The organism is Cytobacillus sp. FSL R5-0377, from assembly GCF_038004385.1.
Classification (GTDB): Bacteria; Bacillota; Bacilli; order Bacillales; family Cytobacillaceae; genus Cytobacillus.
On the sequence record NZ_JBBORA010000001.1, the window covers coordinates 2,012,318 to 2,034,113 of the forward strand.

Consider the following 21,796-nt stretch of genomic DNA (forward strand, 5'->3'; position numbering starts at 1 on the left):
GCTTTATTTGATTTCAGCAGGCTCTCTGTATTGTTTTTGCCCCAGCACATGATATACATCCTGACGGCTGTCGATAATAAATTCAGGCTTAGGTTTCCGGCGGTTTGCTCGGTGGCCAGCAATATGTACATCACTTGTTTCCCATGCCTTCCAGGCCTCTTCAGATTCCCAGCGGATCATTACAATGATTTCTTCCTCTCCGCTGCGCTGTTTTTTCTTTAATACATTTAAATCAAGAAATCCAGGCTGCTCTTCGATGATTCCATCCCCTGCAAAGCGCTCAACCATTTTTTCAGCGTGGCCCTCTTGAACCTTAATTGTCTTTAATTGAACAAACATACCCATTTCCTCCTCTGTTCTTTTTTGTTATTATAATTGATAACGATTTTCATTTTCAACTGTTTTAAAAAAATAGATTCAGTATTCATTCATTTTATAGTATTGTTAGATTATCGAAATTTACTAAAATTGTGAGGCCGTTTTATGTGGAAAAATAAGAACGTATGGATTCTTTTAACTGGTGAATTTATAGCAGGGCTCGGCCTTTGGCTTGGCATTATAGGAAACCTTGAGTTTATGCAGGAAAAGGTTCCTTCTGACTTCCTGAAGTCACTTATTCTGGCGTCAGGTTTGCTGGCAGGAATTGCAGTCGGCCCCCTTGCCGGCAGAATTACCGACCAGCTGAATAAAAAGACCGTCATGCTGGGATCAGGCTTTGTCAGGGCTATTAGTGTAATTTTCATGCTGATTGCTATTCAAACGGGCTCTGTGTGGTGGATGGTTCTGTTCCTGGTAATTATTCAATTGTCTGCAGCCTTTTACTTTCCTGCACTGCAGGCAGCCATCCCGCTTTTTGTTGCTGAAAAAGATTTGCTGCAGCTGAATGGAGTACACATGAATGTGTCCACCCTTTCGAGGATATTGGGCACAGCCCTGGCTGGGGTTCTGCTAGTCATTCTGCCATTATCCATGCTTTATATCGGGTCGCTGGTCGCTTATCTGGCTCTATTCGGAATAACCTGGTTTATGGATTTTGAGGAAAAAAGAGAACAGCCAGGCACAGGAAAACAGTCTTCCCGAAGCAGCGGAGGATTTAAAGAAGTCTTCCCGATTATTAAAGGCCTCCCCATTGTATTCATGACCCTGATATTAACTCTGGTTCCACTGCTGTTTCTTGGAGGTTTCAACCTTATGGTCATTAACATCAGCGAGCTTCAGGACAGTTCATCCATTAAAGGGTTAATTTATACGGCAGAAGGAATCGGCTTCATGCTCGGCGCATTTATCGTCAAGCAAATCAGCCAAAAAAGGTCGCCTTACGCAATTTTATTTTTCTTCTCATTTATCATTGGCGTTTCACAGCTGCTTTTGTACTTTGCAGATGTTCCTGTCCTATCTATTGCGGCGTTCTTTGTATTCGGGTTTGCCGTTGGCTGTTTCTTCCCAACGGCAGCCACCATTTTTCAAACAAGGGTGCCGAAGGAATTCCACGGAAGATTCTTCTCCTTCCGGAACATGCTAGATCGTGTTATTTTCCAAATTGTGCTCCTGCTGACAGGATTCCTGCTGGATGCCGTTGGACTTCAGGTAATGGTCGTTATTTTTGGCATTCTATCCTTAGTCATGACAGCTGCTTTCTTCTTTAAATTCAAGCAGCTTAGGACCGAAGTACAGATAAAAGAAAAAATCAGCACGTAAAAAACCGGCTCACCTTTGTGTGGGCCGGCTTTTTACTGCTATTTCGCCTTATTGTCAGAGGTCTTTTCAATTGTGTGCGGATAGCCAATTTTTACGTGCGGATACACTTTTTTCTGTGCGCATAACCCTGTTTTATGTGCGGATAAAGAGAATTTATGTGCACTTAATTTATTTGCCTTAGAGAACCAGCTGCTTCACCAATTCCCGGTTTCGCCTTTTAAATACATCATTATGTGATGAAACCATCGCCGCCCCGGCTGCATCAGGTTCAATGTACTGCTTTGCTTTATTTACTGCATTCGCAGCATCCTGGAAGGCTCCCGCAATTAAGTGAAGCTTGCCGTCATGCTTAAGAATATCCCCTGCAGCATAAAGCCCTTCAACTGATGTCTCACTGTTTGCATTCCCAGCAATATAGAAATCTTCCAGCATATCAATATTCAAATTGCTATTTTTCAAGAGTTCCGTATCCTGCTCATATCCATGGTTAATGACCACTTCATCGATGGCAAGATATGAAACCTCACCCGTTTCATTATTCGTCAATTCCACCTGCTCAATTTCCTCGTGGTTTCCGCCTGCTATTAATTTGGTGATGGACGTATGGTTAATACAGATAACCGAACTATTCATCAGCTGTGAAACCTGAGCTTCATGGCCAGTTAACGCATCCCGCCTGCAAGTGATGTATACCTGCTTAGCAACAGGCTCCAATTCATTGGCCCAGTCTACTGCAGAATTGCCTCCTCCTGACACAATTACTGTTTTATTCTTGAAATGGGCCAGAGACTTGACGGTGTAATTTAGATTAGAGACTTCAAAGCGCTCTGCACCTTCAATTTTCAGCTTTTGCGGCTTTAGAATTCCGCTGCCGACTGCCACAATCACTGTTTTTGAATAATGCTCTTCTCCTGAAGACCCTTTCAAAACAAATACTCCATCTTTATTCTTACTGATGGATTCCACCTTTTCATTTAAGACAACCGTCGGATTAAAGGTCAGCCCCTGCTCGACCAGCTGTTCAATCAGCTTTGCTCCCGGAGTAGGAGTCAGCCCGCCGACATCCCAAATCATTTTTTCGGGATACACATGAATCTTTCCGCCCAGCTGCGGCTGAAATTCAATCAGTTTTGTTTTCATTTGCCTTAAACCGCTGTAAAAAGAAGAGTATAGCCCGGCTGGACCTCCTCCTATAACCGTTACATCAAAGATCTCCATCTGCTTCATATCCGTTCACCCCTATAATCAATTATTATTGATTATCATTCTCACTTCAACTATACGTCCTTTCTTCTCCTTTGACAATAAAAATTTACCTTGGTAATTTCCTTCAAATACTGTTGACTTATAAGTTAACTAGACTTATAGTAAAAATGAACCGACACTGATAATCATTATCACTAATTGAAAATAAATTCTCACATAAACGGAGGTTACATAATGGTCCGTCTATATACAGATGGCTTGAACATTGGGTATAGCGAACGACTAATTGTAAAGGATCTAAGCGTCCAGATTCCCGATAAGAAAATCACAACAATCATTGGTCCAAATGGCTGTGGGAAATCAACCCTTTTAAAGGCCATTACCCGCATCATTTCCCATCAATCAGGCACTGTTATCCTGGATGGGGAGAACATTTCAAAGGAAAATACGAAAATCCTTGCCAAGAAGATGGCGATTTTGCCTCAAACACCTGAAAGTGCAAGCGGTTTAACAGTAGGCGAGCTAGTCTCATATGGCCGCTTCCCTTATCAAAAAGGATTTGGAAGATTGACGAAAAAGGATTATGAAGTGATCGACTGGGCTCTCGAAGTGACAGGCACTAAAGAATTTAAGTTCCGGCCTGTTGATGCTTTGTCAGGCGGCCAGCGCCAAAGAGTGTGGATCGCCATGGCACTTGCACAAGAAACCGATATCATTTTCCTTGATGAACCTACCACCTATTTAGATATGGCACACCAGCTTGAAGTTCTCGAACTTCTTCAAAAGCTGAACGAGGAACAAGAGCGCACCATTGTAATGGTCCTCCATGATTTAAACCAGGCAGCCCGCTTTGCCGACCATATCGTCGCATTAAAAGATGGTGAGATTGTTAAATCAGGAAGCTATGAAGAAGTCATTACACAGGATGTTTTAAGGAAGGTGTTCAATATTGATGCAGTCATTGGACGTGATCCCCGCACAAACAAACCAATGTGTATAACTTATAATTTATTAAAAGGAGAAAATCAACATGAAGAAACTATTGATCCCATTTACGATCTTGCTGCTTCTGCTTATTAGCGCCTGCGGCAATACAGAAGAAAAAGATACAAGCTCATCTGAACCAAAGGAAGATAAAAAATCGGGTACAATCACTTATGAATCTGAAACTGGACCGGTTGAAGTCCCGGCTGATCCTAAGAGAGTTGTTCTCCTTTCAGGCTTCACAGGAAATGTTATGCAATTGGGCGTAAATATTGTCGGCGTGGATACTTGGTCCAAAAATAATCCTCGCTTTGAAGAACAATTGAAGGATGCTGAAGAAGTATCTGAAGATAACCTAGAGAAAATAATCGAATTAGAACCAGACTTGATTATTGCCTTATCTACTGTTAAAAACTATGATAAACTTAAGGAAATTGCACCAACTGTAACTTATACATGGGGTAAATTAGATTATCTTTCCCAGCATGAGGAAATCGGCAAGCTGCTTAATAAAGAGGAAGAAGCAAAGAAATGGGTAGCTGATTTCAAACAGCGCGCTGAAGCAGCCGGGGAAGACATTCGTGCAAAAATTGGTGAAGATGCAACCGTTTCTGTATTTGAAATCTTCGACAAACAGCTTTATGTTTTTGGCGATAACTGGGCACGCGGAACTGAAATCCTGTATCAGGCTATGGATTTAAAAATGCCTGAAAAGGTTAAAGAAATGGCCCTAAAAGATGGATACTATGCCCTTTCAGCTGAAGTGCTGCCGGAATATGCAGGAGATTATATGATTATAAGCAAATACTCAGATGCAGACCATTCATTCCAGGAAACCGATACGTACAAAAATATCCCTGCTGTGAAAAATAACCGTGTTTTCGAAATGGAAGGCAATGGCGCTTCCTTCAGTGATCCAATCACACTTGATGCACAGCTGGAGTTCTTTAAAGAATCATTTTTAGGAAACTAATACTCACGAGGGATTCTTAATTTTTAGGAATTCCTCTTTCCTGTTTAAAAAGATAGTTCACGAATGGCAAAAATAAACCCGAAGAAAGATGGACGCACAATGACTAAAGACGCTCAGCCCTTTATTCCATTTATAATTAAACTTGCGGCATGCTTCATCATTTTTGCAGGCATGTTTGTGGCTGCCTGTGTGTTTGGAGCAGCCGATGTTACGGTTAGAGATGTTTGGCTTGCACTTACCTCCAATACTTCCGGAGAAAAAATCTCGATCATTCGTGAAATCCGTCTGCCCCGTGAAATTGCGGCAATTTTTGTCGGAGCAGCTCTTAGCATTTCTGGCGCCATCATGCAGGGAATGACAAGAAACCCTCTTGCAGATCCAGGACTACTCGGATTAACGGCTGGAGCCAATGCTGCACTTGCCATAACTCTCGTTCTAATTCCATCAGCGAATTACATAGGAATTCTGTTCGCCTGCTTCATAGGTGCAGCTATCGGTGCGGGGATGGTTTTCAGCATTGGCGCCATGAAAAAAGGAGGCTTTTCTCCGATTCGAATCGTTTTAGCCGGAGCCGCAGTTTCTGCCTTCCTTTTTGCAATAGCTGAAGGCACCGGCATCTATTTTAAAATATCAAAAGATGTCAGTCTGTGGACTGCAGGCGGGCTCGTCGGCACATCCTGGACCCAGCTGCAGATTATTGTCCCGGTTATCTCAGCAGGCATACTCGTTTCCCTTTTTCTTTCCAAGCAGCTTACAATACTAAGCTTAAACGAAGAAGTGGCAGTAGGCTTGGGACAGAATACAACTCAAATTAAAATCATCCTGTTTATCTTAGTCACCCTGCTTGCAGGGGCAGCTGTTGCACTGGTCGGCAATATGGCCTTTATAGGATTGATGGTGCCTCATATCGTCCGGGCCATTGTCGGAACGGATTATCGTTATATCCTTCCGATGTCCGCTCTCACGGGAGCTTCGTTCATGCTTCTTGCCGATACACTCGGGAGAACCATGAATGCTCCTTATGAAACTCCGGTTGCGGCCATAATTGCTGTAATGGGGCTACCTTTCTTTCTGTTCATTGTTCATAAAGGGGGTAAGGTGTTCTCATGATCCAGCCGGAGTTAGTAAAAAAACAGCGAATCTTGATGGCCGTTTTAACAGTACTTATTATCGTTACCATTGTTATAGGAATGGGATTAGGCTATGCCTCCCTTTCATATGACCGGTTAATCCCGACCCTCCTGGGACATGGAACTTTTAAAGAGGAGTTTGTGTTATTTTCCATACGGCTCCCGAGAGTGTTTATTACAGTATTAGCCGGTATGGCACTGGCACTATCCGGTGCCATTTTACAGGGAATTACCCGCAATGACCTGGCGGATCCAGGCATCATCGGCATAAATTCAGGTGCCGGAGTTGCAATTGCCGTTTTCTTTCTGTTCTTCCCGATTGAAGCAGGCACTTTCATCTACATGCTGCCGTTATGCGCATTTTTCGGCGCCTTGGTTACTGCTATTCTCATCTATGCTTTTTCCTATAAAAAAGCAGAGGGACTTCAGCCAGTAAAGATGGTGCTTGTGGGTGTCGGATTTTCCATGGCGCTTTCGGGTGTGATGATTGTCCTGATTTCTTCAGCGGAAAGAGAGAAAGTCGATTTCATTGCTAAATGGCTATCAGGGAATATATGGGGAACGGATTGGCCGTTCATTTGGGCAATCCTCCCATGGCTTCTTCTGCTTATTCCGTTCACTTTATATAAAGCAAATCGCTTGAATCTATTAAGTCTAAGCGAGCCCGTTGCTATCGGCATAGGGGTATCCATCGAAAGAGAACGGATCGTCCTCCTGCTTACAGCCGTTGCCTTGGCCGCTTCCGCTGTATCTGTTACCGGTGGAATTGCCTTTATCGGTTTAATCGCACCGCATATGGCTAAAGCACTTGTTGGACCGCGGAATCAGCTTTTTATACCAATCTCGATTCTTTTAGGCGGATGGTTCCTCTTATTCGCCGACACACTCGGACGGAACCTGGCTGACCCGGATGGCCTGCCAGCCGGAATTATGGTTGCTATTATCGGAGCTCCCTATTTTATATATCTATTATTAAAAAAATAAATATGAAATGACGTGCATACTGCACGTCATTTCAGTTTGTAGACAAAAGGGGTTCGGAATAGCCTTATTCCGGACCCTTTTTACTTTTTATTGGACTTGAAAGCATTTTTTCATGACTGTAAACCTCTCCGAGGTCATCTTCTAGGCTATTACTGGGCCTTGCCAAGTCCAGTTGGCCATTTTCTTTAAATTCATGGCAGCGAAAGTAAGCATCGCCTGCATTGACAATTTTTTAAGTCCCCTTAAAGTTGTCCAACGCATGCCATGCTTTTCTTTTGCATCTGCGAAAACACGTTCAATTGTTTCTTTTCGCTTCTCATAGATTTTTTTGACGTTTTGATGGTGGCGAAGGTGGTCTGCCTCTTCCAAATGTTCCTCCCACACATGACGTTGAATGAGCTTTTGGTGCGCTTGACTCTGTGTGCATTGAGACAAGAACGGGCATCCAGCACAAATTCGCGGATCTGATTTATATTGACGATAACCTTCCTTTGTAGTCGTTTTATACTTTAATATCTCACCAGCTGGGCAAATGTAACAGTCAAAATGCTCATCATAAACATACTCATGTTTTCTGAAGAAACCCTCTTTTGTGCGAGGTCGTGTGTAAGGTAAAGCAGGTGTGATGTCGTTTTTCAATAAGTAGCTCGTGATAGCAGGTGTTTTATAGGCTGCGTCGGCCGCAACAGCTTCTGGTTTACTAACTTTCTCAATGACTTGTTCTACCAATGGCTCTAAAATATGACTATCATGCGTGTTACCAGGGGTTACAGTTGTGCCTAGTACAAAGCCGTTGCGATCTGCGGCAGCGTGAAAAGAATAGGCGAACTGTTTTGTACGCTCATCTTTTACATAGTATCCACTCTCTGGGTCAGTTGTACTTTCCTTAGTTTCTTTGAATTCTTCCTTATCAAACTTATCTGGCGGAAAAGGCTTTTTTCCATGATCTTCACGATCTCGATTAATTTCTTCTTGAAGGCGTTGTTGATAGGCACGGGTTTCTTTTCGAACAACTTTCTTTTCAAATTTCCGTTTATTCGCACTCGCTTTTACATGAGTAGAATCTACAAAAACATGTTCTGCACTTATTAAATTCTTTTCAGCTGCAGCTTTTAAAATTCGATAGAATATCTGTTCAAAGAGATCGGTATTTTTAAATCGGCGCTCATAGTTTTTTCCGAAAGTTGAGAAGTGAGGAACTTTATCGTGGAAGCCGTATCCTAAAAACCACCGATAGGCCATATTTGTTTTCAATTCCTCAATTGTTTGACGCATGGAGCGAATACCGAAGGTATATTGAATGAATGTGAGTTTGATTAAGATAACAGGGTCAATACTTGGGCGTCCTACTTCTGAATACATATCTTTCACCAAATCATAGACAAAGGAAAAATCAATCGCCGCTTCAATTTTGCGAACCAAATGGTCCGCTGGGACAAGTTCATCTAATGCAATCATTTCGATTTGATCCCGTTGAATTGGATTATGTTTAGAAAGCATCTTAATCACCTCAAGTATCGTATTACTTCTATTTTAAAACAAAAAACATACTAAGATTAGTAGTGCTGACCAAGGCATTGGTTGGCACTACTATTTTTTTATATAGTAGAAGTGAAGAATAGGTCGTTGCAGTCTTAGGATCTTAGAATCCGTACAAAAAACTGACCTTCTTCACTTACCTTATTCGAATCAGGTTTAAGTATGTTGGATCCTTGAGATCGTGTATAAGAAATGGGAGTCGATAAGAGTAAGTGAGGGAACTTCAAAACTTTTTTGGGGGAAATAACGTGAAACATGTCATCGCATTTGATGTAAGTATGGGAAAAAGCTACATGGTAATTTACAACACACTAAAAAAGTGTATTTATGAAGGAGAAATCAAGCATTCACGGCCTGAATTTGAAAACTTAAAGAAGAGGATCGACAGATTAACAGAAGGTTATGGTGAACAGCCACATATTGTATTTGAATCAACTGGGGTCTATTCCAGGCAATTGGAGCGGTTTATGAATGTAAATGGTTTTTCCTATTGTTCCTTGAATCCCCTGGAAGCTAAGCTCCAGTGCGACTCCTTGAGGATCCACAAAACGGATAAGAGTGATGCCCACCAACTTGCCCTTACCCACTTTTCAACGCAAAGGACTAATCGAAATGGCACAGAAGATCTTTTTCTCCAATTGAAGTCGCTATCCCGATTTTACAGTGAACTTGATGACGAGTTATCCGTAACACGCAACCGCATGCATAAAGTTATTCAGCTAACCTTTCCGGAACTGGAAAAAATCTTTACAACCAAATCAGAGCTATTCCTCAATATTGTTCAATTGTACCCACATCCAGACTTGGTGCTCCAACATTCAAAAACGGTTATAAAGAACAAAATCCGGACAAACACTGATAAGAATATTTCTACCGCAAGGGCTGAAAAAAAAGCTACTCAATTGCTTGAAGCAGCGCATTTATCATTTCCTGCCGTTTCGTCAACCGATGTCCTGTGTAGCCAGCTGATATCTTACGCTAGGCGTTACCAGGAACTCCTATCCATGAAAGAAAGGTGTATCGAGGACATGGCGCAACTAGCAGAAAGCCGGGCTGAATACCATATTCTCCTCAGTTTCCCGGGGATTGGCTCAAACACTGCAGTACGTCTAATGGCAGAAATAGGGGATATTAGACGTTTTGAAAACAATAAGCAGCTAAACGCATACGCTGGTATTGATATTCGCCGTTACCAATCAGGTAAGACCTTTTACAAGGACAAGATTAATAAACGTGGCAATAAGCATTTACGTAAGCTCCTTTTTATCATTATCCAGAACATGATTAAACTACGCCGTTTCAGTCAAAACCATATTGTTGATTATTACGATAAATTAAAAACGCAACCCTATAACAAGTGCCATAAGGTTGCATCCATTGCCTGTGTGAATAAGCTTTTGAAGATTATCTTCCACCTTATTACACACAATATGAACTATGACTTCCGGTTAGCCACCCAATCATAGTTTAGTACATAATACCACAAAGGCAGGTCTAGTTAAAAAACGCGAAATCACTAGGCCTATTAGGTATACCTATAAATCTGGCCCCTCTTCAAACACAACGTTGAAGGGGATTCATTTATACAGAAAATAAATTAACGGTTTAAAGGTGCTTGACTAATCGTAAGAAAGACTGCAGACAAGCTCAATTTTCATTGAGTTTGTCGACAGTCTGAAATGACGTGCATACTGCACGTCATTTTTTTTATAATTTATGTTTTCTTCTGGAAATCTTGGGCAAATATATAAAGTCTCATCATTTAACAGTTTACTAGAATTGGAGGAATTTAGATGTTTTTTCATGTAAAGGAATTGCAGTTTGAAGCAAAGCCGGAACGTCCGGATCCCGTTTTTGCAAAAAAGCTTCAGGAACTAATTGGCGGCCAATATGGTGAAATGACTGTTGCCATGCAATATATGTTTCAGGGCTGGGCCACACGCGGGAATGAAAAATATCGTGATCTTCTCCTCGATATAGGAACTGAGGAAATTGGTCATGTCGAGATGCTTGCTACAATGGTTGCGAGACTGATGGATAATGCTCCAATTAATCAGCAGGAAGAGTCAGCGAAGGATCCAGTTGTTGGGGCGATCATGGGAGGAATGAATCCTCAGCATGCTATTGTATCCGGACTTGGCGCACGCCCTTCTGACAGTGTGGGGAACCCATGGATGGGCTCTTATATTACAGCAAGCGGAAACTTATTAGCAGATTTCCGTTCAAACTTGAATGCAGAATCTCAGGGACGTCTGCAGGCTGCACGTCTCTATGAGATGACAGATGATAAGGGCATTAAGGATCTGCTTTCCGTCCTAATTGCCAGAGACGCCTACCACCAAAACCAATGGGCTGCAGCGATTGCAGAGCTTGAGGAAAAAGAAGGCCTGCTTGTCCCTAGCACTTTCCCGCGGGAAAACGAACGGACAGATATCGCCTACACACTCTACAACCTATCAGCCGGCGAAGAAAGCAGTACTGGCAGGTGGGCACAGGGTCCTGCTCTTGATGGCCAGGGAGAATACAAATATGTCAGCAATCCAAAGCCAGAAGGAGACAAGCCTATGCTTAAGCCTGCTCCTCCAAATCTTCATAATACATTGCCGATGGATTAATAATAGAAATAACAAAACAGGCTTATGCATAGCCTGTTTTGTTATTTCAATCAAACGTTTGATTGATTTCATTATTCCTTTCTTCATAGAGATTTCCCTCAACAGATAGTCCATCTTCCAGGTAATCCCTGCCCTTCTTTGGCAGAAAGAGCGGCTAATTTCTAAAAAGAAAAGGGGGATCCAGACAATAAAAAAACTTTTTGCTACTATCTCAACTCATTACAGATGAAACTTTTGAAAGGGCTGCCCTTCCTGTTTAATCAAAATCATAACAATTAGTGAAGATAAACTCACTTAAAAAAATCAGAATAAATATGCTGGATCATACAGCTTTCTTTATTCAATCAAACGTTTGATTGATTTTACTCCTCCTAATTAAGAAGGATGTCTCATATAGAGTTTTCTCAGCAGATGGCCCGACTTGCAGGTAATTTATTTCTCCCCTACTGCATTTAGAGCCAGGGATTTTGAATATTAGCAATTGCAGGTCATTCCCTGACAATTGCTAATACTCCCGGTTGACTCTATTAGTCTTTTTTACCGCTGTCATAAATCTTCCCTAAAAAGAAGCCATCCACTTCACTTAACTTGCCCCGCCAGAGTATATCCCCTTTTGAAGGGGTCGGCTTACTATCGCCGCAGTATACTTTTGTTTCTTTCATATGAATGAAGTTAATTTCCGAATCATCATTAGACTGGGCGGCCTCCCCTGCTATTTCCAGCTGTTCACTTACCTTTTGGGCAACATCGTTCCCATCCTCAAACGTTTGACTTAGTGTATTAAAATACTCCTTAGCAGATACCAGGGTTCCCGTAATAACGGCCCCCTTTACATTCAATGTAATATCTAAGGAAAAATCATGTTTGTTTGCTGCATGCACAAAAAACTCGAGAATGTTATCTTTCGTTGTGTCAGAACTCATTTCTAATCCTCCTTTTTAAATCCATTTAATAGATATGTCTCCTCCTCATCAGAAATAACAGTGTATTCCTTATCACCTTTGGATACCTTAGCTTTTGATTTTTTGCCAGCAGCACGTTTTTTGTTTTTGCCGGATCTTTTATTAGCATTCTTATCCTTATTACTATCAGGATTTATTTCGTTTTCACTATCCTGATCATCTTTCTCAGCTTTATCACCTTCATTCCGATCATGGTTCTTCACTTCTTCATTGTCTTCCTCGTCTTCCTCTTCGTCCTGGTCTTCATTGTCATCATCCTGATCTTCCCCGGAGGTGTCTGCGTTTCTTTCCTTATTCGATTCGTTCTTGTTTTCTTCGCCGCTCTGGGATTGGCTTTCGTCTGAAGATTCGACTTCTGACTGTTCCTCGTCTTCCTCAGAGGAACCATCATTTTCTTCTAGCTCAGCTTGGTCTTTGTTCTCTTCACCACTCTGGGACTGGCTTTCGTCTGAAGATTCTTCTCCTGACTGTTCCTCGTCTTCCTCAGGGGAACCATCATTTTCTTCTAGCTCAGCTTGGTCTTTGTTCTCTTCACCACTCTGGAACTGACTTTCCTCTGAAGATTCGTCTCCTGACTGTTCCTCGTCTTCCCCGGAGGAGTCTTCATTTTTTTCCTGATCCGCTTCGTCCTGGTTTTCCTTGCCGCTCTGGGGTCGGCCTTTGTCTGAAGATTTGTCTTCTGACTGTTCCTCGTCACCCTGAGAGGAACCATCATTTTCTTCTAGCTTAGCTTGGTCTTTGTTCTCTTCACCACTCTGAGACTGGCTTTCCTCTGAAGATTCGTCACCTGACTGTTCCTCGTCTTCCCCGGGGGAGTCTTCATTTTTTTCCTGATCCGCTTCGTCCTGGTTTTCCTTGCCGCTCTGGGGTCGGCCTTTGTCTGAAGATTTGTCTTCTGACTGTTCCTCGTCACCCTCAGAGGAACCATCATTTTCTTCTAGCTTAGCTTGGTCTTTGTTCTCTTCACCACTCTGAGACTGGCTTTCCTCTGAAGATTCGTCACCTAACTCGTCTTCGTCATCAAAATTGTCTCCATTTTCCTGGCCTGATCCTTCTTTATTCTCATCGCTGCTCTGGGACAGGCTTTCCTCTGAGGAATCTTTAGGCTTCTTCTCTTGTATTAAAACGGTCAGCATCTCTTCAATTTTTCCTAGCCGCCCCTGCAATTCTTCATTTTCTTTTTTTAATGACTCGTATTCCCGGGAAGAGTTTTCATTGGATTTATCGGTCTTTTCATCAGTGTCCTCATGGCCTTCTGTTTGAGACATCTGATTTTTGTCCTCTTCCTCTAATTGCGGCTGTGAGCCATCCTTCTTTTCTGCACTCTCTGATTGTGACGGAGAGATTCCTTCTCTATCCTCACGCTGGGAGTTGGTTTCTTCCTGTTTTTCTTCCTCATTCAGCTGAGACTGGGTTTCTTTTTTCTTATCTTCATCCCCCGGTTGGAACTGGGTATCTTTATTTTCTTCTTTTCCCTTATGCTTGGAATTGGTACTGTTCTTCTCTTCTTTACCATCAGATTGTGATTGAAAAGGTGATTCTAAATACGATTGAGAGTCAGTGTCGTTATTTTGACCTTGGGATTTCCCCTGAACTTCCTCGTAATCCCCCTTTTCACTCTTCAAATCACTGCTGGAAGATGGCTCTTGCTTCGCTTCAGAAGAATCATTCGTTCCTTCATCTTTTTTATTTTTGCTCTTTCTTTGATGAGATAGTTTTGTGATCATTTCTTCCAAGTGGTCAAGGCGGTCATGAAGGCTTCCGCTTTCTTGATTTGATTTTCGCTGCTGTGTCTCGCTTGATTTGCTATTATCAGATTTAGGACTTGTTTGTTTTGATTTGGAGCAACCGCCCTCTGAATCTTCTTTGCTGTTGTTAAATAGCTTTGAAGCAGAGCTCTTAATGGAATCTGCTGCTTTTTGGGAATTTTCTTTGACTTTCTGCCCTATCCCTTTGCCTTCCCCGCTTGCCTTTTCAGGATTCAGCCTTAAGAGAAGCTTTCTCCCATTTTCCGGCGCACTTAAATATCCGATAGAAGCCCCTATCAGTCCACCTACAATTGAGCGTCTAAGCTGCAAAGCATTTGAATTATTTTCGTTTTGGGATTCCTGTTCCCGGGTTTCATTTGTATTTTTTTCAGCCATATTAAAACCTCCATTTTTCTATATCTTTGTTTACTATTTTTATAGATTCATATTTTATTTGTTAGAGGTCTCCTGTCCTCCGTCCTCCTCAAGAAGCCGGGATAACATCTCTTCTAAGCGGTCAATGCGTTCATTGACATTTTCATCGCTGTTACCGGATGATTCCTTATTGTGTTTTTTTATGTCTTTTTCGTTATTGGAATTAAGAGTGGTTTCATTTTCAGGATTCTCATCGGTTTCATTGGAGTATCCATCGGTAGACACATCGTCTTTCTTGAATAGCTTCCCTGCCGAACCTTTAATAGTATCCACGGCTTTCTTTGATTTCTCTTTCACGGTTTGGCCAATACTGGATCCTGTGCTTTTTAATTGCTCTGCACTCATACTCTCTTTAAGTTTTTTCCCATTCTCAGGAGTTGCCAAATATCCAATTGTGGCCCCAATCAAGGTGCCTGTTATCGTACGTTTAATCGGGCTCCCGTTAGAAATATTATCCTCAGTCTGGTTCTCGCTGTTTTTTGTTTCTTGTGTTTGGTTTTCAGTATTGTTCAAGTCTTTAAAATCGCTTTCTGGTTTTTTTGTAGCTTCCATGGACGAAACCTCCCGTTTTAATAGTTTATTTCTGTGGATTTCAGACGGTTATTGGACAAATTCTGCTGCTCAAGAGATTCAATTCTTTCCTGCAGTCTCCTATTCTCTTCCTGGAGAGTTTTTGTATTGTTATCTGCAGCTTTGGACGAGAGATAAGGATCATTTTCCCACCAGTCCATGCCAATTTCCTTTGCCTTATCGACGGAAGCGACAATAAGGCGGATCTTAATTGTCAATAGCTCAACATCAGCAATCCCCACGGTGATGTCACCGGCAATTACCACGCCTTTATCCAATATTTTTTCCAGTACGTCAACAATCGTACTTGACTGCATTGAATGTTCGACTGCCATTTTAAGTCCTCCTATTTCAGTTGAATTACATTAAGCTTCCTAAAGGACCTAGATCAATATTTAAATCTTCAGCATCCAATCCGAAAATTTCTTTCAACTCTTCCATTTTTTCTTCAAGATTCATTAATGCTTCTCCTAAATTTTCGATTTGCTCGTCTGTCAAAGTCCCGCCTTCGACACGCCTGATGGCATGCCTTTCAACAATTTGCCTCAGAAGCTCAATAACGGTTAGCACAAGCTGGGCTAATCCGTGCTCTGCATTATCAGGATCAAGATTAATCTTTCCATTTGTCTGGCTGGCCTGTTGCATGATTCAACTCCTCCCTTTGTGAGTCAAATTGTTCTGATGATATCGTCTTGCCATTCCCCTCCTGTGCCTGAACAAGGGATTCTACGGATGCTATGAGCAGCCTCAAGTCAAGGTAGACCAGGTCGACCCCTGCTATTGAGATTACGAGATCTGCTTTAATAGCAACTCCCTTGTCTAAAATGACGTCCAGGATATCAATTAAGGCAATATCTTTGTTTTCAATAGATTCTCTTAGTGACATATTCTCATCCTCACTTATGAAAAGCTGGAAAAATGATATGCCGGCCATGGCCCTGTAGCCTCAAACCGCCATCCGGCTTTTTGCATACTCTTTTCATAATGTTGGAGTTGTTCTAAAAATACTTCTATCTGAGATTTCGATATCAAATAGACCCCATTCCAGGTCATATTATCTTTTCTTCCTGTTGCATCATTTCCCCAAGTTCTTTTTACATTGCCTTTAAGTGCAAGCTCTTTAAGATGTAAATGTATTTGTTCACTAACCTTGTTTTTTTCCTCGTCGAGCTGGGATTCAATCAATTTATTCAGCTTTTTCTTTTGGAAAAATTGTTTGCCCTTTGGCAGCTGACTAATTTCTTCTCTTTTTGCTTCTATTGCTGGATCGCTCTCACTGACTTGTTTTTTTAACAGGCTGTCATCACAATAGATTTTCAAATTCCATTCTTCGTTCCCGGAAATCAGATCGAACGTGCTCTTTAATTTGGATTCATTAGCGTGCACAGCAGCTTCCAAACTATCAGGGTTTTTGTATAAAGTGCAGAACTTCAAGGGAATGATTGTAAATATCTTTGAAAGGCCCAATACTGTTTCATGATGATGAAAGGCCTTTTCCTGAAGCCATTCCATATCATCATTAATACGATCTTTAATGCTATCCTCCGAGTAATTCCCAGCACCCAGGTCACAAACTGCTGCAGTAATATTGCCTATATTAATGGTGTACAGGTCACCTTCCCCGTCAAAACCCTTTAAAGATGGAAACGAATGATTGGCTGCCTCCTTTGCTGGAATCAATCCGTACAAATAAATTAGACCACCCATTTTCTATCTGTCCTCATTTCTTCTTTGTCATTTCTTCCCATTGTTCCATTTCTAGCCGTTTTGCCACTTCGTATCTTATAATCAATTCCTCTTCCTTCGACTTGTAAGCTTCTTCAGGTATCTCTCCAAGCTCATACATCATCTGAAGCTGAATGAGCTTTTGCTGAATGGTCGGAAGATCGTAAAGTTCTTTGTCAGCCTCTTCTTTCACCTTTTCCGCTATTTTAATGACCAGATTGATAGGTGCGGAAACCAGTTTATGAAGCATCAGGCACCCTCAACAGTTAATCTGATATTGACAAAGTTATAAGCAGGCCAAGGTCCGCTATAGCTGAATTCGATCTTATCCTTCCATTTCTCGTACGCCTCATTAACTCTTTGGTCAAACTCTGCTTCTTTATCCCGATCCACTAAAAAGGATGCATTCAGAAGCATTTTTTCGCCTATTGGGTCATTTAATTTTGATGCTACAGCCGACTCTTTCAATGGGCTAAACACTTCCTGCCTTATTTCATTCTGCAGGGAAGCTATTATTTTTTGGGCAGCCCCGCCCAATTGGATTCTTTCATAATAGCTGGCTGCTTCCGATTTCCCCTTAACTGCATTTGCCATCTTTTCTACATGGGAGTTGCCGTTGACTTGCGACTCCAGCCACTCTTTTTTTCCAATCACTTTTAAGCCAAGCTCAACCTTTCCGTGTATCTCCGGAAAAAGCTTTTCGAATTGCGGATATAAATTTTCAAGCAGTACTCCTACATCCTCTCTGGAATGAAACACATTCCCGAAACTGACTGGTATTACTGCCTGATTTTGTTTCATCACGAGTGAAACAGCGTCTTGGTGCATCATTAAATTCTCTTTATTGGGATGATAGATTTTCATAGGAACCTCGGCAGCTACCATGGCTGCATCTTTAAATTGAATCGTAAATAACTCCTTTTCCTCTCCTTCAATTTCAATAGAGCCAAATTTCTCTTCACCGTCTGTCTGGATTCCGCAAAAAACATATATCCCCAATTGTTCTTCATTACTCATTATCCTACTCTCCTTTATCTCCACTAGTTGCCTTCATATTCCTGCATGCTTCTAAAATCATTTTTTCTGCTGTTTTTAATGGATTCTCCGCAGCTATGCACCGGCTTACCTGATGGCCTAAAATATCCATGCAAAGCCTCTGAAAATCCGAATGAGACCCATCTATTGGAATGCCTTCTTCTTGTGTTACCTTAACTATCATTAAGGAAGCCCGCAGGCTCGGACCGTTATCCCCATTACATTCTTTGCGCAAACCAGCAACAAGACTTGTAATGGCTTTAGCTTCATTTTTATCAATATTCATTTTTTCCGACACCAGCTGTGCCTCGCGTTCACTGTCTTTATGATCTACAAATATTGTAATAAGCCTATCCAGCAGTGCATCCTGAGTTTGGTATACACCTGCATACTCTTCAGGATTGCTGGTAAAAATCACAGCGAAGTCCGGATGAACACGTACGAACGGCTCAGTCATTTTTGTTCCGTACAAAGGAAGAATTCCTTCCTCTAAAATGGATAAAAATATATTATTTGTGCTTGGCTGTGAGCGCGTAAATTCATCATAAACCAGGGTGTATCCATTCTTGACTGCTTCCAGCAATCGCCCATCCTTCCAGATCTCCGTCACGCTTTCATCCCTTTTGTAAACAGACCGGATATAGTTATCGACTACCTTTTTACTGTTATATCCGGTAAAGTCACCAATTAAATCCTTATTATTTAACTCATGGTTGCCGTGAATCAGCATAATGGGTTTTTTTCTTCTCTTTGCAAGAGCTAAAGCCAGTGAGGTTTTTCCTGCTCCAGAAGGACCTGTAAAGTGGACCGGGTAACCAGCCTTTAAATATTGCAATGAGCGAGAAAGCAAGTTTTCTGTCTTTTCGTCCTGTACTAAGGCTTTAGCTTCGTTGTTGATTTTTTTTTTTAAGACTGTCACTCTTTCTCCTCCCTCTGCCCAGTCCTACACTTCCTGATTTATAGCACTTCTATAGCGAATATCACGCCGTTTATAAGAAGTGACTTCCTTTTCCGCGTTCAGAAAAACATCGTAGACACCAAGCATTTCATCCTTTGCGTATTTTTTCATATATTCCTTTTCTTCTATTACTTCTACAGTAAGCTTCCAGCCTTTATTTTCACTCTCTTCCACGGAGGTGATTTTGTGTACTGGGGCCACATATTCATTAAAAAATTCAGTTACATTTCCAATGATTTTTTTGATCTCCATACTTGCCTCCCGCTAAAGCATCAGAGGCCAGGATTTAATAATCCTGGCTATGCTTCCCGTACTTTTTAGATACTGAATCGTGCCTGTCTGTCATTCTGCTGAAGTGACAGGCCGTTTTCTTCCACCTCATCACGAAGAAGTCCCACAGCCTCTGCATAACGGAGCCAGGTATCCACACTTGCAATAACTACTCTTGCCTCTACTGTTAAGATTTCAATTCCGACAACTGACACCCTTACAAATGCATCGATTACAATGCCTTTATCCAGAATACGGTCAATTACCTCCGCTAAACTGGAACTATCTGTACTTTTTTGAACTGCCATTGCTTATTCTCCTTTCTCCAATTAAGAACCCATGGTCTTAATGTCATTTGAGGATTTAATATTTTCATAGGTTTTAATTTTAGTAGCACTTTTCATATCCTTTGCCTTCTTTATCCCGCTGACGCTTTTGAGATTTTTGACACCTTTTACTTTTCTCTTATCGTCATGTTTATCTTCATTTGCTGAAGACATTTTCTCTTGGAAGCTTTCCCCGGCTTCAACAACCTTTCCCAGCTTCTCTCTTGCAGAAAGCAATACTTCCTGGGTTTTTTCTTTTGCTTCTCCTGCTTTTTCATGGACATTATCGGCAAAATCGTCTCGTGCACTCTCCAGCTTCTCGGTAAATTCTTCTCCTTTGTTCTGAATACTTTCTGTGATTTTCTCCTTTGCCTTTTCCGCTACTACTTCCTTTGCTTTTTCTTTCAGCGGCTCCGGGGCACGCTTAATCGCACTTTTTGCAATCTTTTTAACGACTTTCCTTACTCTTTTGTCCATCTAAATCACCCCGGTTCATAAAAAAAAGACTTATTGTTACTTGGATTCCACCAGATCGTTCAACATATTTTCAATTCTTTGCAGACGTTCATTTAAGTGTTTGTTCTCTTCCTTGATTTCCTGATACTTCTCATCTCCTCCGCGATCCTTTTTAGGAGAAAGAAGTCCGTCCTCAATTTTACTCAGATAACCCTCAGCTAAATGTTTAACACTGTTTTGTGCTTGCCCGGCAAGAAGCTCCTGGGCCGTCTTTTTAAATTCCTTTCCTGCAACCTTTACAAATTCAGAATCGCTTAAGTTTGAAATGATTTTTTTGCTCGTCTGAGGATTCGCAAGCAACCCTATTCCTGCTCCTACAACCCCGCCCACAATAGCCAGATTCATAGAAAAGTTAGAGCCTTCCTTCTTTTCTTTCAATTCATTGCCGTTTTCGGCTTGCTCATTTTCTTCGCTGCACTGATTTACTTCCTGATTTTGTGTTGCTTCACTGCTCTGATTATTAATTTCATTTCCTGTCTGATTGTTTGCTTCTTGATTTTCCATGTTTACTGCCTCATTTCTTTTTAATGTTTAATTTTTTTCTCTATACGCTAAATTGCGGTTTCTGATTTTGTCCTCTATCCATAAGGCCATCCTCTTGCACTTCATCTGTTAATAAACCAACCGCTTCAGCATAGCGCAGCCACGTATCCACACTGGCAATGACCACTCGCGCTTCAACTGTCAGAATTTCGATCCCGACAAGAGAAACTCTCACAAATGCATCAATCACAATTCCTTTGTCTAAGATCCTGTCTATAACTTCTGCAAGGCTGGAGCTATCCGTACTTTTTTGAACACTCATATTTCCATCTCCTTTCGGCTTTTGCATAGCGGGACGATGTACGAGTAAATTTAGGGTTTAAGTTATAAATACCTTCAGGCCAGAAGGTTAAAACGGGGCATAAATTACCATTCCCAATCTTTTCTTGAAATTTTTCATCACTTCGCTTTCCAGTAATATTAGAAAGTGATTAAACATCCGTTTCTGAGTATCAACCGTTTGATTATTACAATTTCATTACATTCGTTTAGAGCCACTCTTTGAGCATTTTTAAACGTTTTTTATAACAAAAAAGAGGCGCACTATTTAGTGCACCCCCTACTATGAATTTTAATTTTCGAAACACCTGCAGTAAGAGCTTCAGGCAAATAATGGTTTTATGAAGTTGCTGCCGGAATGCCTGCCGGCCACTTTTCACAGGTATAAGCCATCTCCCAGAAACCAAGCTCCAGCTGGCAGCTTTTCCGGAAAGCATCCTTCATCCGCTGTCTTTCTTCCGGTGATGCCCCTTCAGCAAGCTCATCCAAACGGTTTCTCATATTCATGGTCACCGCTTCGACTCTTAGATTTGCATAAAATGAGATCCATGGATAAAACGGATGGTTCTCATCTGGCTCATATTGCTTCATGAGCTCAAGCCCAATCTCCCAATATGTCCATGGACAAGGCAATAATGCAGCGAGGATTTCACCCATTCCGCCTGTGTGGGCATGATACATCATATGTTTTACATAATGATCAGCTGTCGGAGGGAGCGGATACCCCTGCAATGCTTCATAATCTACCCCAATCTGCTGGCAGAAATTATGATGAGGATGCACTTCGCTGTTCAATACAAATTCTATCTGCTGATTAAAATAAGCAATATCCTTGCGCTCCGCAGATTTTGAAATGGCAATCCCATAAATATGCATGAATGCATTCAAATACTCAAAGTCCGCTTTAATGTAATGAGCAAGCGCCTCTTTCGGCACATCTCCTCTCCCAATGCCCTGGACAAATGGGTGCTCAAATATCATCTGAAATAAATCTTCATTTTCTTTGCGCAAAATCTCTGAAAAAGTCATAAAAAATAGCCTCCTATTAAACTCAGAAGCTGCCGGGGAAAAAGCATGAGGATTTAGATTGAGGTCCTCACTGCTTCCCTGCGCTGGCATTATCCAGATCAGGTTCCAAGGGACAAAGGAAAAAGCTCCTTATCTCAGCCGTAGCGCCCCTAGCAGTTTTCTAACGTTTTTAATTGTTTTTTACCTAGCTTGAAGTTTTCCTCTCATAACTTTGGGATATCGCTATAAATCCGTGAAAAATGCTCATAAAGTCAGGTTATTCTTCTGGAAT

General features: G+C 41.5%; 26 protein-coding genes and 1 riboswitch. Of the genes, 7 read left to right on the forward strand and 19 right to left on the reverse strand.

Annotated features, from left to right (window positions below; genetic code table 11):
• Positions 1–3: 3 nt before the first annotated feature.
• Positions 4–339: an antibiotic biosynthesis monooxygenase family protein gene (locus NSQ49_RS10350; protein WP_251284866.1), complete on the reverse strand. Its 336-nt coding sequence runs from the start codon at positions 337–339 to the stop codon at positions 4–6.
• A gap of 144 nt (positions 340–483) precedes the next feature.
• Here NSQ49_RS10350 and NSQ49_RS10355 point away from each other — a divergent pair, with 144 nt between their 5' ends.
• Entirely contained in the window at positions 484–1,698 is a 1,215-nt protein-coding gene (locus NSQ49_RS10355; protein WP_251284867.1) for an MFS transporter, read from the forward strand.
• A gap of 177 nt (positions 1,699–1,875) precedes the next feature.
• Here the strand turns inward: NSQ49_RS10355 and NSQ49_RS10360 are convergent, their stop codons facing one another.
• On the reverse strand, positions 1,876–2,925 hold the full coding sequence (locus NSQ49_RS10360; protein ID WP_251284868.1) for an NAD(P)/FAD-dependent oxidoreductase: 1,050 nt from the start codon (positions 2,923–2,925) through the stop codon (positions 1,876–1,878).
• 213 nt (positions 2,926–3,138) lie between these two features.
• Here NSQ49_RS10360 and NSQ49_RS10365 point away from each other — a divergent pair, with 213 nt between their 5' ends.
• From NSQ49_RS10365 to NSQ49_RS10380, 4 genes are all read left to right on the forward strand, one after another.
• Positions 3,139–3,984: an ABC transporter ATP-binding protein gene (locus tag NSQ49_RS10365; RefSeq protein ID WP_159868957.1), complete on the forward strand. Its 846-nt coding sequence runs from the start codon at positions 3,139–3,141 to the stop codon at positions 3,982–3,984.
• Complete coding sequence (locus NSQ49_RS10370; RefSeq protein WP_159868960.1) at positions 3,935–4,861, forward strand: iron-hydroxamate ABC transporter substrate-binding protein; 927 nt, start codon at positions 3,935–3,937, stop codon at positions 4,859–4,861. The genes NSQ49_RS10365 and NSQ49_RS10370 overlap by 50 nt, the downstream gene beginning before the upstream one ends.
• Before the next feature lie 99 nt (positions 4,862–4,960).
• Entirely contained in the window at positions 4,961–5,971 is a 1,011-nt protein-coding gene (locus tag NSQ49_RS10375; protein WP_159869084.1) for a FecCD family ABC transporter permease, read from the forward strand.
• Complete coding sequence (locus NSQ49_RS10380) at positions 5,968–6,975, forward strand: FecCD family ABC transporter permease (protein WP_159868963.1); 1,008 nt, start codon at positions 5,968–5,970, stop codon at positions 6,973–6,975. Before NSQ49_RS10375 ends, NSQ49_RS10380 begins: the two co-directional genes overlap by 4 nt.
• A 141-nt stretch (positions 6,976–7,116) precedes the next feature.
• On the opposite strand, the gene NSQ49_RS10385 is transcribed toward NSQ49_RS10380, so the two are convergent.
• Positions 7,117–8,475: an IS1182 family transposase gene (locus NSQ49_RS10385; protein ID WP_159871981.1), complete on the reverse strand. Its 1,359-nt coding sequence runs from the start codon at positions 8,473–8,475 to the stop codon at positions 7,117–7,119.
• Between the two features lie 287 nt (positions 8,476–8,762).
• Here NSQ49_RS10385 and NSQ49_RS10390 point away from each other — a divergent pair, with 287 nt between their 5' ends.
• Positions 8,763–9,980 carry an IS110 family transposase gene (locus NSQ49_RS10390; protein ID WP_159871966.1) on the forward strand — a complete coding sequence of 406 codons (1,218 nt, stop codon included), beginning with the start codon at positions 8,763–8,765 and terminating at the stop codon, positions 9,978–9,980.
• Positions 9,981–10,307: 327 nt separating this feature from the next.
• Positions 10,308–11,129, forward strand: a complete 822-nt coding sequence (locus tag NSQ49_RS10395; protein ID WP_159868966.1) for a manganese catalase family protein — start codon at positions 10,308–10,310, stop codon at positions 11,127–11,129.
• A 527-nt stretch (positions 11,130–11,656) separates the two neighbouring features.
• Here the strand turns inward: NSQ49_RS10395 and gvpU are convergent.
• From gvpU to tenA, 16 genes are all read right to left on the reverse strand, one after another.
• On the reverse strand, positions 11,657–12,052 hold the full coding sequence (gene gvpU / locus NSQ49_RS10400) for a gas vesicle accessory protein GvpU (protein WP_159868969.1): 396 nt from the start codon (positions 12,050–12,052) through the stop codon (positions 11,657–11,659).
• 2 nt (positions 12,053–12,054) lie between these two features.
• Complete coding sequence (gene gvpT / locus NSQ49_RS10405; protein ID WP_251284957.1) at positions 12,055–14,235, reverse strand: GvpT/GvpP family gas vesicle accessory protein; 2,181 nt, start codon at positions 14,233–14,235, stop codon at positions 12,055–12,057.
• 54 nt (positions 14,236–14,289) lie between these two features.
• Positions 14,290–14,826: a YtxH domain-containing protein gene (gvpT, locus tag NSQ49_RS10410; protein WP_251284958.1), complete on the reverse strand. Its 537-nt coding sequence runs from the start codon at positions 14,824–14,826 to the stop codon at positions 14,290–14,292.
• 17 nt (positions 14,827–14,843) lie between these two features.
• Positions 14,844–15,179 (reverse strand): gas vesicle protein, encoded by a 336-nt coding sequence (locus tag NSQ49_RS10415; RefSeq protein ID WP_159868978.1) that lies wholly within the window; start codon positions 15,177–15,179, stop codon positions 14,844–14,846.
• Positions 15,180–15,204: 25 nt separating this feature from the next.
• Positions 15,205–15,489 carry a gas vesicle protein K gene (locus NSQ49_RS10420; RefSeq protein WP_159868981.1) on the reverse strand — a complete coding sequence of 95 codons (285 nt, stop codon included), beginning with the start codon at positions 15,487–15,489 and terminating at the stop codon, positions 15,205–15,207.
• Positions 15,455–15,730: a gas vesicle protein gene (locus NSQ49_RS10425; RefSeq protein WP_159868984.1), complete on the reverse strand. Its 276-nt coding sequence runs from the start codon at positions 15,728–15,730 to the stop codon at positions 15,455–15,457. The genes NSQ49_RS10420 and NSQ49_RS10425 overlap by 35 nt, the downstream gene beginning before the upstream one ends.
• A gap of 14 nt (positions 15,731–15,744) precedes the next feature.
• Positions 15,745–16,551, reverse strand: a complete 807-nt coding sequence (locus NSQ49_RS10430) for a GvpL/GvpF family gas vesicle protein (protein ID WP_159868987.1) — start codon at positions 16,549–16,551, stop codon at positions 15,745–15,747.
• A gap of 13 nt (positions 16,552–16,564) precedes the next feature.
• Positions 16,565–16,819, reverse strand: a complete 255-nt coding sequence (locus tag NSQ49_RS10435; RefSeq protein WP_159868990.1) for a gas vesicle protein GvpG — start codon at positions 16,817–16,819, stop codon at positions 16,565–16,567.
• Positions 16,819–17,586, reverse strand: a complete 768-nt coding sequence (locus NSQ49_RS10440) for a GvpL/GvpF family gas vesicle protein (RefSeq protein WP_251284959.1) — start codon at positions 17,584–17,586, stop codon at positions 16,819–16,821. The genes NSQ49_RS10435 and NSQ49_RS10440 overlap by 1 nt, the downstream gene beginning before the upstream one ends.
• Before the next feature lie 4 nt (positions 17,587–17,590).
• Positions 17,591–18,523: a gas vesicle protein GvpN gene (gene gvpN / locus NSQ49_RS10445; protein ID WP_251284960.1), complete on the reverse strand. Its 933-nt coding sequence runs from the start codon at positions 18,521–18,523 to the stop codon at positions 17,591–17,593.
• A 24-nt stretch (positions 18,524–18,547) separates the two neighbouring features.
• Entirely contained in the window at positions 18,548–18,814 is a 267-nt protein-coding gene (gene gvpO / locus NSQ49_RS10450) for a gas vesicle protein GvpO (protein ID WP_159868999.1), read from the reverse strand.
• 65 nt (positions 18,815–18,879) lie between these two features.
• Positions 18,880–19,140, reverse strand: a complete 261-nt coding sequence (gene gvpJ / locus NSQ49_RS10455; protein WP_251284961.1) for a gas vesicle protein GvpJ — start codon at positions 19,138–19,140, stop codon at positions 18,880–18,882.
• Positions 19,141–19,161: 21 nt separating this feature from the next.
• The gene (gene gvpQ, locus NSQ49_RS10460; protein ID WP_251284962.1) at positions 19,162–19,635 is read right to left on the reverse strand and encodes a gas vesicle protein GvpQ; all 474 of its coding nucleotides are present in this window, start codon (positions 19,633–19,635) and stop codon (positions 19,162–19,164) included.
• Positions 19,636–19,671: 36 nt separating this feature from the next.
• A complete protein-coding gene (locus tag NSQ49_RS10465; RefSeq protein WP_236566302.1) occupies positions 19,672–20,178 on the reverse strand; it encodes a gas vesicle protein GvpP in 507 nt (168 codons plus the stop codon).
• 40 nt (positions 20,179–20,218) lie between these two features.
• A complete protein-coding gene (gvpA, locus tag NSQ49_RS10470; protein ID WP_159869007.1) occupies positions 20,219–20,479 on the reverse strand; it encodes a gas vesicle structural protein GvpA in 261 nt (86 codons plus the stop codon).
• Between the two features lie 356 nt (positions 20,480–20,835).
• Positions 20,836–21,525: a thiaminase II gene (tenA, locus tag NSQ49_RS10475; RefSeq protein WP_159869010.1), complete on the reverse strand. Its 690-nt coding sequence runs from the start codon at positions 21,523–21,525 to the stop codon at positions 20,836–20,838.
• Positions 21,526–21,583: 58 nt separating this feature from the next.
• A riboswitch (TPP riboswitch) is annotated at positions 21,584–21,686 on the reverse strand.
• Positions 21,687–21,796 lie beyond the last annotated feature (110 nt).